This is a genomic window from Kribbella sp. NPDC004138 (assembly GCF_053603655.1).
On record NZ_JBSGFZ010000001.1, the window covers coordinates 55092 to 67738 of the forward strand.

The 12647-nt window shown below is 68.1% G+C and carries 14 protein-coding genes; 4 read left to right on the forward strand and 10 right to left on the reverse strand.

The window, feature by feature from the left end; genetic code table 11:
• Positions 1 to 112 precede the first annotated feature (112 nt).
• On the reverse strand, positions 113 to 859 hold the full coding sequence (locus ACWEOO_RS00245) for a lysophospholipid acyltransferase family protein (protein WP_452141063.1): 747 nt from the start codon (positions 857 to 859) through the stop codon (positions 113 to 115).
• A gap of 153 nt (positions 860 to 1012) precedes the next feature.
• Between ACWEOO_RS00245 and thiC the strand changes: the two genes are divergently transcribed.
• The 3 genes from thiC (at position 1013) to ACWEOO_RS00260 (ending at position 3927) form a co-directional block, all read left to right on the forward strand.
• Positions 1013 to 2635, forward strand: a complete 1623-nt coding sequence (thiC, locus tag ACWEOO_RS00250; RefSeq protein WP_452141064.1) for a phosphomethylpyrimidine synthase ThiC — start codon at positions 1013 to 1015, stop codon at positions 2633 to 2635.
• Positions 2636 to 2776: 141 nt separating this feature from the next.
• A complete protein-coding gene (locus tag ACWEOO_RS00255) occupies positions 2777 to 3376 on the forward strand; it encodes a transposase (RefSeq protein ID WP_452141065.1) in 600 nt (199 codons plus the stop codon).
• Entirely contained in the window at positions 3373 to 3927 is a 555-nt protein-coding gene (locus ACWEOO_RS00260; protein ID WP_359934345.1) for a hypothetical protein, read from the forward strand. The genes ACWEOO_RS00255 and ACWEOO_RS00260 overlap by 4 nt, the downstream gene beginning before the upstream one ends.
• On the opposite strand, the gene ACWEOO_RS00265 is transcribed toward ACWEOO_RS00260, so the two are convergent.
• Positions 3919 to 4569: an RDD family protein gene (locus tag ACWEOO_RS00265; RefSeq protein ID WP_452141066.1), complete on the reverse strand. Its 651-nt coding sequence runs from the start codon at positions 4567 to 4569 to the stop codon at positions 3919 to 3921. The genes ACWEOO_RS00260 and ACWEOO_RS00265 overlap by 9 nt on opposite strands.
• A gap of 86 nt (positions 4570 to 4655) precedes the next feature.
• Between ACWEOO_RS00265 and ACWEOO_RS00270 the strand changes: the two genes are divergently transcribed.
• Entirely contained in the window at positions 4656 to 5081 is a 426-nt protein-coding gene (locus ACWEOO_RS00270) for a DUF2752 domain-containing protein (protein ID WP_452141067.1), read from the forward strand.
• 15 nt (positions 5082 to 5096) lie between these two features.
• Here ACWEOO_RS00270 and ACWEOO_RS00275 read toward each other — a convergent pair whose 3' ends face one another.
• The 8 genes from ACWEOO_RS00275 to ACWEOO_RS00310 form a co-directional block, all read right to left on the reverse strand.
• Entirely contained in the window at positions 5097 to 5441 is a 345-nt protein-coding gene (locus ACWEOO_RS00275) for a hypothetical protein (RefSeq protein WP_359934339.1), read from the reverse strand.
• A gap of 166 nt (positions 5442 to 5607) precedes the next feature.
• Positions 5608 to 6498 carry an RDD family protein gene (locus tag ACWEOO_RS00280; protein ID WP_359934337.1) on the reverse strand — a complete coding sequence of 297 codons (891 nt, stop codon included), beginning with the start codon at positions 6496 to 6498 and terminating at the stop codon, positions 5608 to 5610.
• Positions 6499 to 6681: 183 nt separating this feature from the next.
• Positions 6682 to 7458, reverse strand: a complete 777-nt coding sequence (pstB, locus tag ACWEOO_RS00285) for a phosphate ABC transporter ATP-binding protein PstB (protein WP_452141068.1) — start codon at positions 7456 to 7458, stop codon at positions 6682 to 6684.
• 22 nt (positions 7459 to 7480) lie between these two features.
• Positions 7481 to 8401 carry a phosphate ABC transporter permease PstA gene (gene pstA, locus ACWEOO_RS00290; protein ID WP_452141069.1) on the reverse strand — a complete coding sequence of 307 codons (921 nt, stop codon included), beginning with the start codon at positions 8399 to 8401 and terminating at the stop codon, positions 7481 to 7483.
• Positions 8398 to 9618 carry a phosphate ABC transporter permease subunit PstC gene (pstC, locus tag ACWEOO_RS00295; protein ID WP_359934332.1) on the reverse strand — a complete coding sequence of 407 codons (1221 nt, stop codon included), beginning with the start codon at positions 9616 to 9618 and terminating at the stop codon, positions 8398 to 8400. Before pstC ends, pstA begins: the two co-directional genes overlap by 4 nt.
• Positions 9619 to 9748: 130 nt before the next feature.
• On the reverse strand, positions 9749 to 10882 hold the full coding sequence (gene pstS / locus ACWEOO_RS00300; RefSeq protein ID WP_452141070.1) for a phosphate ABC transporter substrate-binding protein PstS: 1134 nt from the start codon (positions 10880 to 10882) through the stop codon (positions 9749 to 9751).
• 265 nt (positions 10883 to 11147) lie between these two features.
• Positions 11148 to 11621 carry a bifunctional nuclease family protein gene (locus ACWEOO_RS00305; RefSeq protein ID WP_452141071.1) on the reverse strand — a complete coding sequence of 158 codons (474 nt, stop codon included), beginning with the start codon at positions 11619 to 11621 and terminating at the stop codon, positions 11148 to 11150.
• A gap of 142 nt (positions 11622 to 11763) precedes the next feature.
• Entirely contained in the window at positions 11764 to 12642 is an 879-nt protein-coding gene (locus ACWEOO_RS00310) for an NUDIX hydrolase (RefSeq protein ID WP_452141072.1), read from the reverse strand.
• Between the last annotated feature and the right edge of the window lie 5 nt (positions 12643 to 12647).

Genomic DNA, 12647 nt, shown 5'->3' on the forward strand with positions numbered 1-12647 from the left:
GGCCTCGAGCTGGCAGGACCCTCCCGCCGACGCTTTCACCCACGGCTCGCCCAGCCCTCACCCGTTCCTGCGCCTGGTGCCCGGCACCCTCTTCGACCGGAGTGGCTGAGGTCTACTTCTTCTTCAGGGCGCGGCGGGCGAGTTCTTCCTGGTCCAGGCGGGCGGCCTCGGCGGGGGTTGGCGCGCTGCCGCCGTACGCGGCGGGCAGCCACCAGGCGCCGGGTGGCTGCTCCGGGTACGTCCGGATCGTCTCGTCGAGCATTCCGGCCATCGTGGAGCGCAGCTGGGCGGTCGCCTCGGTCGGATCGTCGTCGCGGGTCACTGTGATCGGCGCGCCGATGCTGATCGAGATCGGCCGGTGCCGGCTGAAGTCTCGCGGGTGGTCCTTGGTGAACATCCGCTGCGTGCCCCACAGGATCATCGGCAGCACCGGTACGCCGGCCTCCGCGGCCATCCGGACCGCGCCGGACTTGAACTCCTTGAGCTCGAACGACCGGCTGATCGTCGCCTCCGGGAACACACCGACCAGCTCGCCGGCGTTCAGGTAGCGGATCGCCTGCTCGTACGACGCGGCGCCGGCCTCGCGGTCCACCGGGATGTGGTGCATGCCGCGCATCAGCGGGCCGGAGTACCGGTTGCGGAACAGCACCTCCTTGGCCATGAAGCGCACCAGCCGCCTGGCCGGCAGCGCGCCGTACCCGCCGAGGATGAAGTCGACGTAGCTGATGTGGTTCATCGCGATCAGGGCTCCGCCGGTGCGCGGGACGTGCTCGGTCCCGGTGCGGCGGATCTGGAGGTCCAGCACCGTGAACGCGGTCTTCGCGAAGGCGATGACAGGCGGATAGACGAGGTCGCGCATCCCTCGACGTTACATGGTTCGTCTAGGGTGTCCGTGACAACTCGATACCGCGGGAGCTCGCACCGTAGTGGGCTGAGAGGGCGGCTGGCTTGATTCGCCGGCGCCGCCGACCGCCGAACCTGTCCGGGTAATTCCGGCGTAGGGAGCAGCAGCATGGTGAATGTCAGCACGATCCGTCCGGCCGTCACCACGGGCCCGATCTCGGGCTCGGAGAAGATCTATCGCGGCGAGCTCGGGGTACCGGCGCGCCGCGTGCATCTGACGAACGGCGAGCACTTCGACCTCTACGACACGTCCGGTCCGTACACCGACGCGTCCGCCGGGATCGACGTCCAGGCCGGTCTGCCCGCGCTGCGGCGCGACTGGATCGCCGGGCGGGAGCCGCGGACCCAGCTCGGGCACGCGCGGGCCGGTGTGATCACCGAGGAAATGAGGTACGTCGCACTGCGGGAAGGGCTCGACCCGGAGTTCGTCCGGGCGGAGGTGGCGCGCGGGCGGGCGGTGATCCCGGCGAACCGGCGGCACCCGGAGAGCGAGCCGATGATCATCGGGAAGAAGTTCCTGGTGAAGGTGAACGCGAACATCGGCAACTCCGCCGTGAGCAGCTCGATCGAGGAAGAGGTCGATAAGCTGGTCTGGGCGACCCGGTGGGGCGCCGACACGGTGATGGACCTGTCGACCGGCAAGAACATCCACGAGACGCGGGAGTGGATCCTGCGGAACTCGCCCGTCCCGATCGGCACAGTGCCGCTGTACCAGGCGCTGGAGAAGGTCAAGGGCGATCCGGCCGCGCTGTCGTGGGAGGTGTACCGCGACACGGTGATCGAGCAGTGCGAGCAGGGTGTGGACTACATGACCGTGCACGCCGGCGTCCTGCTGCGGTACGTCCCGCTGACCGCGCGGCGGATCACCGGGATCGTGTCGCGCGGCGGGTCGATCATGGCCGCGTGGTGCCTGGCCCACCACCAGGAGTCCTTCCTGTACACGCACTTCGAGGAGCTCTGCGAGATCCTCCGCGAGTACGACGTGACGTTCTCGCTCGGCGACGGGTTGCGGCCGGGATCGATCGCGGACGCCAACGACGAGGCCCAGTTCGCGGAGCTTCGCACGCTGGGCGAGCTGACGAAGGTCGCCTGGGAGCACGACGTCCAGGTCATGATCGAGGGACCGGGGCATGTCCCGATGCACAAGATCGCCGAGAACGTCCGGCTCGAGGAGGAGCTGTGCGGGGAGGCCCCGTTCTACACTCTGGGGCCGCTGGCAACGGATGTGGCGCCGGCGTACGACCACATCACGTCCGCGATCGGCGCGGCGCAGATCGGCTGGCTGGGGACGGCGATGCTCTGCTACGTCACGCCCAAGGAGCACCTGGGGTTGCCGGATCGCGACGACGTCAAGACCGGCGTGATCACGTACAAGATCGCCGCCCACGCGGCCGACCTGGCCAAGGGGCATCCGGGCGCGCAGGCCTGGGACGACACGTTGTCCAAGGCAAGGTTCGAGTTCCGCTGGGAGGACCAGTTCAACCTCTCGCTGGATCCGGACACGGCCCGGTCGTTCCATGACGAGACGTTGCCGGCCGAGCCTGCGAAGACCGCGCACTTCTGCTCGATGTGCGGGCCGAAGTTCTGCTCGATGCGGATCACCGCCGACATCCGTGCGTACGCCGAGGAACGCGGCCTGACGTCGGCCGAGGCGATCGAGGCCGGCTTCGCGGAGATGTCGGAGACCTTCAAGTCCGCCGACCAGAAGCTCTACCTGCCGATCACGGACTGAGTCGGTGCGCCGTCCGGCCCGGCGTGCGCCGCACTCCGGGCCGGATACGGTGAGTGACGGGCTGAAGCGATTCAGGTTTTGCCCTTCACTCTACGTGAATAAGACTGTAGCCTTAACCCGTTCGGAAGGAGGTGCAGGGCGATGGTCTTCGTTCTCACGGTAGATCAGCGCGGCAGCCGAAGCACGAGCGATCTCGTACCCGAGCTACTGAACTCCCTGAACCGCCGGCCGCGGCGGACCGGGCTGCTGCGCAAGTTCGAGCGGACCGCCGGCGACGAGGTGCAGGGCGTGCTGTCCGAGGCCCGCGCGACCATCGACGTGATCGTCGACCTGCTCCGGGCGGACAGTTGGTACGTCGGACTCGGCATCGGCGGGGTCACCGAGCCGTTGCCGCGCAGCACCCGCGCCGGCAGCGGCGAGGCGTACGTGTTCGCGCGCGAGGCGGTGACGCGGGCGAAGTCCAGTCCGCACCACGTGAACGTGGTCGGTGCGGACTCGCGCATGGCCGAGCACGTGGAGACGGTGCTGTGGTTGATGGCGTCCGTCCTGCGGCGCCGGAGCGACCGCGGCTGGGCAGTGGCGGACCTGTTGGGCGAGGGACTGACGAGGCGGGAGATCGGCGTGAAACTCGGAATCAGCCAGTCGGCGGTGACCCAACGCGCCCAGGCTGCGGGATTCGCGGAGGAACAGCGCGGCCGGGTGCTGGCCGCGGACCTGCTGGCCGGCGGGGTCGCTGCGTGACGGCTCTGGTCCTGTCGTTGACCGCTGCCGCACTGGTGCTCGCTGTCCTGGCATGGGTCCCCAAGTCCGGTTCCACTCTCGAGATCGCCCTCAGCGCAGTCATGCTGGCCTGTCTGGTCGCTGTCGGCGTACTGCTGCTCGCCGGGGACGGTGTGGCCGGCTGGGCCGAGCGCTGGTGGAACGTGCTGCTCCTACTGGCCGGAGCGCTGGCAGTGACAGGTGGTGGGCCGCTGACGACCTCTGTCATGGCGCTGGCCGACCGAGGCAACACTCGCGCCCAGTCGACGCAGAAAGCCGGTGAGGTACTGCGGGGCGGCGCATTGATCGGTGCACTCGAGCGAACGGCCATCTACGCGGCGCTGGTGTCCGGCTGGCCGGAAGGCATCGCGATCGTGCTGGCGATCAAGGGACTAGCCAGGTACCCGGAGCTGCGCAGCCCTGATCAGCCCGCGTCCGTGACCCCGCAAGCCGTCGCGGAGCGGTTCATCATCGGCACGTTCTCCAGCGTCCTGTGGGCAGTGACCTGTGCAGGTCTGCTGCGGTCACACTGACGTCTTGATCACGTAGGTGTTGATGACCTTGTCGTGCCAGGTCTGCCGTTGGTCGTCCCACAGCGGCCACAGCACGTTCAGGAAACAGGCGTTGTTGAACAGACCGGCGAGGAAGTCGCGGAGGAAGGACCGGCCGGCGCCGATCGGCTCGCTGGTCGCCGCGTCGATCAGCCGGATGCTCAGAGCCGTCTTGCCCACGCTCTGACCGGTCCGGCCCTGCCGGAAGACGCGGTTCCACAGGCTCAGCGCGATGCTCGCGACGAAGCCGAGGAAGAACAGGATGATCGCCCACCACTGCGGATTGTCCTCCGGGTACGGGTTGTCCTCCCGCGCGGCGACGTTCGCGATCAGCACACCGAACCCGAGCAGCAGCGGCACCATCGAGATCAGACTGTCGAGGAGCGACGCCGCGACCCGTGGACCCCACTCGGCCAGCGGCGGCGTGGGAGCGCCGTACCCGTAGCCGTAGGCACCGTACGGCGGCTGGCCGTAGCCCGGCGCGTACGGCGACTGCCCGTACGGCTGCTGCTGAGGGTGCGGCTGGGGGTACGGGTAGGCCGGCTGCTGCCCGTAGCCTGGCGGCGGGGTCCCGTACGGCTGGTCCTGCGGCCGGTTGTCGTCGGGCGGCGTCGGTGCGCTCATCGGATTCCGTCCCTCGGTCGATCGGGGACACAGTATCGCGGCACCTTCCCGACCTGGCTCGCCTTGGCTGGGGTTACCGTTGGTGGGTGACTTTCGCCGCGACGCTTCGCCGACCCGGGCCGATGAAGCCTGTCGATCGTCGTGTCTGGGGCTTGGCCGGGGTCGGGATCGGCGGCTTCGCACTGGCCGGGATCTACCGGCTGACAGGCCTCGGCGTTCCGTGCCCGCTGCACACGTTGACGGGCCTCGACTGCCCGTTCTGCGGCGCGACCAGAATGGCCGCGGCACTCCTCGAAGGCGACCTGAACGCCGCCTGGCACTTCAACGCCGCCGTCCTCGTGCTCGGCCCACTCATCGGTGTTGCCATCGGCTACGAAGTCCTGGCGTGGTCGCTGGCCCGCACCGGCTGGCTCAGCCTGCCGAGGCCTCGGCTCAGCCCGCGGGCAGTCTCGGTCCTGACGAAGGTTGCTCTGGGCGCCTTGCTGCTCTTCGGCGTCCTGCGGAACTTCTGAACTTCTGAACGCAGCTCAGATCAGGCCGGCGCGATGCCAGCCGGCCTGCACGAAGGGTGGTACGACGAGGTCGATCCGCCGGTTGAAGGCGACGTGGTTCAGCATCACGTCGAACCAGACCGGCCGCGGCACCCGCAGCTTGTACTGCGTGTCCCCGTAGGCGAGCACGGTCCCGTCGTGCTCGGTCCACATCCGGGTCACGGCCGCCAGCCCGAAGACCTGCTGGCCCATGCGGTTCAGCAGCAGGACGCGGTGCCGCGTGAGGACCGCCGTACCGTTGTCGATGGTGCGCCACTGGGCAGCCGACGCGTTGCCGTGGGAGCTCCCGAAGGCCAGCCGGATACCGTCGAACCGTTGCACCTCGCAAGGTTCGACGGCATGTGCATACTCACCGGGCTCCAGGGGCACCGGCGGCGGGAGAGGTTGTAGCTGAACACCCTGGCCCAATGCGTTCCACAGGTTCCACGCATCCCACCAGTCCTGCTCGAACGGATTCAGCACAACCCCTCCCCAGACCGTCTACCGACTAGCGAAGCCCGATCACCAGCGTGTTCGCGGCCTTGTCGTGCCAGCCCTGCACCCGCCCGGAGCTGTCGAACAGCGGCGACAGGTACACCAGCAGCGCGCCGACGTAGCACAGGAACGAGCCGATCATCGGCAGCAGCCAACGCATGAACGCCGGGCCGAAGCCGGGGACCTGGCCGTCGGCCGAGCGGACGACCTTGATGCCCATGACCATCTTGCCGACCGTCTGGCCCTTGAACGCGGTGAGCAGCAGCTCGTACAGCACCGTGATCAGGACCGAGATGCCGAGGAAGGCGAAGAACCCGCCGAGGATGCCGGCGGTCTCGCCGTCGGACACCGTGCCGTCGTTGGTCGCCGCCGCCGTACCGCCGATGAAGAGGAAGTACAGGATACCGACGATCGCATACAGGATGACGCTGTCGATGATGCGCGCGAGTGCACGCGAACCGATGGTCGCCACCTTGACAGTGCCCATGCCCGGGATCTGCACGAGACCGCTCTGGGCCTGGGCGACCTGACCGTAGTCAGGGCCCTGCGGGTAGCCGCCGGGCTGACCGTAGCCAGGCTGCTGACCGTACTGCGGCTGGCCGTAACCGGGCTGACCCGGCTGCTGGGCATACTGCGGCTGGCCGTATCCAGGCTGGCCGCCCTGACCGGGCTGGCCGTAACCGGGCTGCTGACCGCCCTGACCCGGCTGCTGGCCGTACTGCCCCGGAGCACCGTAACCAGGCTGACCCGGCTGGCCCGGAGGCGTCGCACCGGGGTTGCCATACGGGTTCTGCCCTGGGCCTTGGGCGCCCTGTCCATAGGACGGCTGCCCACCGGGCGCGCCCGGTCCCTGGCCCCGGCCGTCCTCCGGTCCGGTGCCCGGGGGTACGTTCTGGTCGCTCACGATGGTCCTTTCGTCACAGTTCACCCGTGTTTACTGGGCAAAGGCTAGCGGTCGAAGGGCCACTCTGGTGGGCACGGCAAGCGCGAAACGCCCGATCTGTGGACAGTTGCACCAATTGACACCAAACACAGCTGCGGACCGGCGAATCGCCGGCCCGCAGCTGTGGATAACTTGCCTGACGGCCTAGCCGAAGCGGCCGGTGATGTAGTCTTCGGTCGCCTTCTCGGACGGGTTGGAGAAGATCTGCTTGGTCGGCGCCATCTCGATCAGCCGGCCGGGTTTTCCGGTCGCGGCCAGATTGAAGAACGCCGTCTGGTCCGAGACCCGGGCCGCCTGCTGCATGTTGTGCGTCACGATGACGACGGTGAAACGGTCCTTGAGCTTCTCGATCAGGTCCTCGATCGCCAGCGTGGAGATCGGGTCCAGGGCCGAGCACGGCTCGTCCATCAGGATCACCTCGGGCTCGACCGCGATCGCCCGGGCGATGCAGAGTCGTTGCTGCTGGCCACCAGACAGGCCCGCGCCGGGCTTGTCGAGGCGGTCCTTCACCTCGGTCCACAGGTTGGCGCCCTGCAAGGACTGCTCGACGACCTCGGTGAGCTTCTTCTTGTCCTTGACGCCGTTGAGCTTCAGGCCGGACGCGACGTTGTCGAAGATCGACATCGTCGGGAACGGGTTCGGCCGCTGGAACACCATGCCGACCACCCGCCGGACCGCGACCGGGTCGACACCGGACCCGTACAGGTCCTGCTGGTCCAGCATCACCTTGCCCTCGACGCGGGCGCCGGGGATCACCTCGTGCATCCGGTTCAAGGTGCGCAGGAACGTGGACTTGCCGCAGCCGGACGGGCCGATGAACGCGGTGACCGAGCGGGGCTCGACCGTCATCGACACGTCCTCCACGGCCTTGAAGTCGCCGTAGTAGACGTTGAGGCCGCTGACCTCGATGCGCTTCGCCATATCGACTCAGAACCTCTCGTGACTATTTCGACTTGATGGTGCTGAACCGGGCGACCAGCCGGGCCAGCAGGTTGAGGACCAGGACCAGCAGGATGAGCGTCAGGGCCGCCGCCCAGACCCGGTCCGCGGCCGGCTGCAGGGCCAACTCGGTGCGGTCCTGGTTGATCATCGTCGGCAGCGCGCCCATGAACCCGTCGAACGGGTTCAGGTTGATGTTCTTCGAGTAGCCGACCAGGATCAGCAGCGGCGCGGTCTCGCCCATCACGCGGGCCAGACCGAGCATCACGCCGGTGACGATGCCGCCGAACGCGGTCGGCACGACCACCTTCAGGATCGTCTTCCACTTCGGTACGCCGAGCGCGTACGACGCCTCGCGCAACTCGTCCGGGACGAGCTTCAGCATCTCCTCGGTGGACCGCAGGACGACCGGCAGCATCAGCAGCACCAGCGACAGCGACACCGCGAAACCGACGCGGTTGAAGCCGAACACGGTGATCCAGACCGCGTAGACGAACAGCGCGGCGACGATCGACGGGACACCGGTGAGGATGTCGATCATGAAGCTGACGACCTTCGCGGCCCGGGTGCCCTTGCCGTACTCGACCAGGTAGACGGCGCCGAGGATCGCGATCGGGACCGCGATCACCGCGGTGATCAGGGCCATGATCAGCGTGCCCATGATCGCGTGGTACGCGCCGCCGCCCTCCCGGCGTACGGTGATGCCGCGCTGCGACTGGCTCCACCAGTCGGCGCTCAGCAACAAGTGGTAGCCCTTGCTGATCACGGTGAAGAGGATCCACAGCAGCGGGATCATCGCGACAACGAAGGCCAGCACGATCAGCACGGTGGCCAGCGTGTTCTTGAACGCGCGGGCGCCCGACTTACCGGTCAGGTCCAGGACCTTACCGTCGTAAGCGGGCTTGTTCTCGGCGATCGCGGTCATGCGGACGCTCCTTCGGCCGCTCCCGCGCGGCGGTTGCGGCGGGGACGCTTGGCGCCCGGGGTGCTGCGGTCGACGATGATCCGGGCCGCGGAGTTGACCAGGAACGTGACCACGAACAGGACCAGGCCGGCCGCGATGTACGCCCCGGTCTTCTCCGGCGAGTCGAACTCGGCGGCGTTGTTGGCGATCTTCGACGCGAACGTCTCGCCGCCGGCGAAGATCGACGAGTTCCACGGGTCGTTGCCGTTGGGCACCGACAGGATGATCAGGACCGCGACGGTTTCACCGAGCGCCCGCCCGAGACCGAGCATCGAGGCGCTGACCACGCCAGAGCGCCCGTACGGCAGGACCGACAGCCGGATCATTTCCCAGCGCGTCGCGCCGAGCGCCAGCGCGCCCTCGCGGTGCGAGATCGGCGTCTGCGCGAAGATCTCCCGGCTGATCGCGGTGACCACCGGCAGGATCATGATCGCCAGCACGACGGACGCGGTGAAGACCACGCCGACGTTGTCGCCCGGCGGCTTGTCGAACAGCGGGATCCAGCCGAGCGCCGTCGAGATGCCGTCGATCACCGGCCGCAGGATCGGGGCGAAGAACAGGATGCCCCACAGGCCATAGACGATCGACGGTACGGCGGCCAGCAGGTCGACCGCGTGCGCCACCGGGGCCGCCAGCCGCTTCGGGGCGTAGTACGTGACGAACAGCGCGACGCCGATCGCGATCGGGACCGCGATGATCATCGCGATGATCGAGCTGACCACGGTGGTGTAGAAGAGCGCGGCGATGCCGAACCGCGGGTCGTCGCCGCCCGGCTCCCAGATCCGCGAGAACAGGAAGTTGCTCTTGTCATCGGCCAGCGCCGGAATCGCCAGCGCCAGCAGGAAGATGCCGACGAACGCGACGATCAGGACCACCAGGCCGCCGGACCCGCGGGCGAGCCCGCCGAACAGCCGGTCGCCGAGGTGCCCGACCGCACCGAGTTCGAGTTTGCCGTCAGGGTCCGGGGCGGTCGCCGTCCCGGCGCGCTCGACTCCGGACTCGGTCATCACCTCGGCGGGCTCCTGCGCCGCCTCGTGGTCGGCGTGTTCGGACGCCAGACCGCCGAACTGCGGGGCCGGGCCGGCGTCTTCCTGGACCAGATCCTCGATCCGGGGTGCTTCTTGATCGGCCGTGCCGTCCGGCCGGTCGGGCGGTGCCGTGCCGTCTGGACTACTCATCGTTGGTGCTCCAAGCGCCTGAGTCGTGATGTGTCACGTCTGGTTCGAAACGAGGCCTGCATGGGTACGAGCCCCGGCCGTCCTCCGATGACTCGGACCGGCCGGGGCTCGCATCAGGACCGCTCCGCGATCAGCTGATCGCCTGGATCGCGGCGTCGACCTTGGTCTGGATCTCGGCCGGCAGCGGCGCGTAGTTCAGCTCGGTCAGCGACGACTGGCCGTCCTTGCTGACGAAGTAGCTCAGGAAGCTCTTCACCAGCGCGGTCTTCTCGGCCGGGAGACCCTTGGTGCAGGCGATCTCGTAGGTGACCAGGATGATCGGGTACGCACCCGGGGCCTTGGTCGCGTAGTCCAGCTTCAGGGCCAGGTCCGACCCGGTGCCGGCCGGCTTCGCGGCGGCCAGCGCCTTGCCGGCGGACTCGGCGGACAGGTCCACCGGGGTGCCGGAACCGTTGTCGATCGAGGCGACGCCCAGCTTGTTGTCGACCGCGTACGACCACTCGACGTAGGTGATCGAGTTCTTCGTGCTCTTCACGCCCTCGGCGACACCGGCCGACTTCTCCTTGCCGGCGCCGGTGCCGGTCCACTTCTTGGCCGGCTCACCGGTCCAGGCGCCGCCACCGGCCGCCTTCAGGTACTTGGTGAAGTTCTCCGTGGTGCCGGACTCGTCGGAGCGGAAGAACACCGAGATCGGTGCCGACGGCAACGAGACGCCCGCGTTCAGCTTGGCGATCGCCGGGTCGTTCCAGGTCTTGATCGAGCCCTGGAAGATCTTCGCCGCGGTCGGGCCGTCGAGGACCAGCTTGGACAGGCCGTCGACGTTGTAGGCGATCGCGATCGGGCCGATCACCATCGGCAGGTTCACCGCCGGGTTGCCCTGGCACCGCTTCGCGGCCTGCGCGGCCTCCGACTCGGCGCCGTCCTTGCCCTCGGTCTTGAGGGCCGAGTCCGAACCCGCGAAGTCGACCTGGCTCGCGTTGAACTGCTTGATACCCGCGCCGGAACCGGTCGGGTTGTAGTTCACCGTGACGTCGGCGCACTTCTCGTTGTACTTGCTGATGACTTCCTCGATGGCGTTCTTCTGCGCCGAGGAACCCTCAGCGTTCAGCGTGCCCTTCGGGCATTCGGCACCGGCCGACGACGACGCGGAATCGGGGGTCGACGAACCCGACGGCTCGGGGTCGCTGCCACAGGCGCTCAGTGCGAGGACGCCGAGGGACGCCACGGCGACGGAGCCGACGCGGAACAGGCGATTGACGGACACGAGAGTGTTGCCCTTCTGCGGGAATCAGACTTCTGAACTTCCACAGACGGTAGGGAGACCAGGTGACCGACCGGTCCGTCGCTGGTGAACGAGCGGTGAACGGTTCCGGTAGCGTGTGCGACGGTTGGCGTGCCGCCAGGCGGCCATCAGGTGAACTGAGTTAAGAGCCGTCACTCTCCGTGGAGATCAACGGCGTACGGCTCACATTCCGGTAACTCTCAGCGCACCGTCAAGGTGAACGATCGACTGCTCGTGGTCCGGACTGTCAGCTGGAGAAGTCCTCCGGCGCGACGCCGTCCAGGAACTGGCGGAAACGCTCCAACTCGGCCTGCTCCTCCTCGGGGGTGGCGACGCCGGCCTCGCGCAGCACCTCCTCGGTGCAGCGGATCGGGGTCCCCAGCCGGACCGCGAGCGCCACCGAGTCACTCGGGCGGGCCGAGACCCGGGCGCCGTTGGCGAGCACGAGCTCGGCATAGAACACAGCATCGCGCAGCTCGACGATCTCGACCGCGTCGATCTGGACGCCGAAGGCCTCGATCAGGTCGCGCATCAGGTCGTGGGTGAGCGGACGCGACGGACGCAGGCCCTGCTCCTCGTACGCGATCGCGGTCGCTTCGACCGAGCCGATCGAGATCGGCAGGTAGCGGTAGCCCTCGGTCTCGCGCAGCATCATCACCGGGGCCCGGTTGGGCGATTCCATCCGGATCCCGATCAGTGTCAGTTCTCGCATCATCGTCATGGTGCGCCCCGAACCTCTCCTCAGACCGGCGCCCGGTGGGGAGCCGGTTCCTCGGGTAGGAACATACCCGTCACCTCCAGTGTCACCCGATAGCCCCTTCGGCTGTGCCTGGATCGTCACCGAGCCGTGTCGCGCCCAACTCTTACGGCGCGCTGAAGCGTTCGTGGATCACAGTGCCGTCCGCCAGCCGGTGCGCGGCCAGGAACGCGCCGGTGGAGAACTTGCCCACTTTCAGGCCCAGTTCCCGCGCGAGTGCGGGCAAAACCGGCCGGTGCGAGCAGATGGCCGTCACCTTGCCCGGTTTCCACACCCGCTCGGACAGACCGTGCATCTCGTCCGGGTCGGTGTTGTACCCGCGCTCGGAGATCTGCGGCCACAGATGGATGTGCCGGTCGATGAGAGCGCCGTACGGCGTGACCGTCGCGACACACCGCTCCGCGTCGCTGCTGATGATCCGGTTCACGCCGAGCGCTGCCAGTACGCCGGTCAGCCGCTGCGCAACCGCCGTACCTGAGGTGGAGAGCGGGCGAAGCGAGTCCTTGTAGTCCCAGTCCTTCCGCTTCAGCGCCTCCGCGTGCCGCACCACGATCACCGTGGCGACGACGGGTACCACCCGGTCCAGCACGTCCAGGATGTCCACGTCGCGCGGGTAGCTCAGCTTCGCGCGGGCCTTGTCCACGGGCAGCCAGCTGATCTGGTCCACCTCGTCGTTCGGCTCGAAGTCACTGTCACTGACCGGCTCGGCGGACCAGTAGTGCACGAGCTTCTGCGCGGTCCCGCCGTTCTTGCGGATCTGGTACCGCTGGACGCCGAGCGGAGGGCCCAGGACGACCTGCAGCCCGGTCTCCTCCTCGATCTCCCGCCGCGCACCGAGCAGTACGTGCTCATGGGCGTTCAGCTTGCCTTTGGGGAGGGACCAGTCGTCGTACCGGGGACGGTGCACCAGCAGCACCTGCCGGGTGCCGCGGCGCTCCCGCCACACGACACCACCCGCGGCGATAACCGTCGCCGGGTTGCTCATGTCTT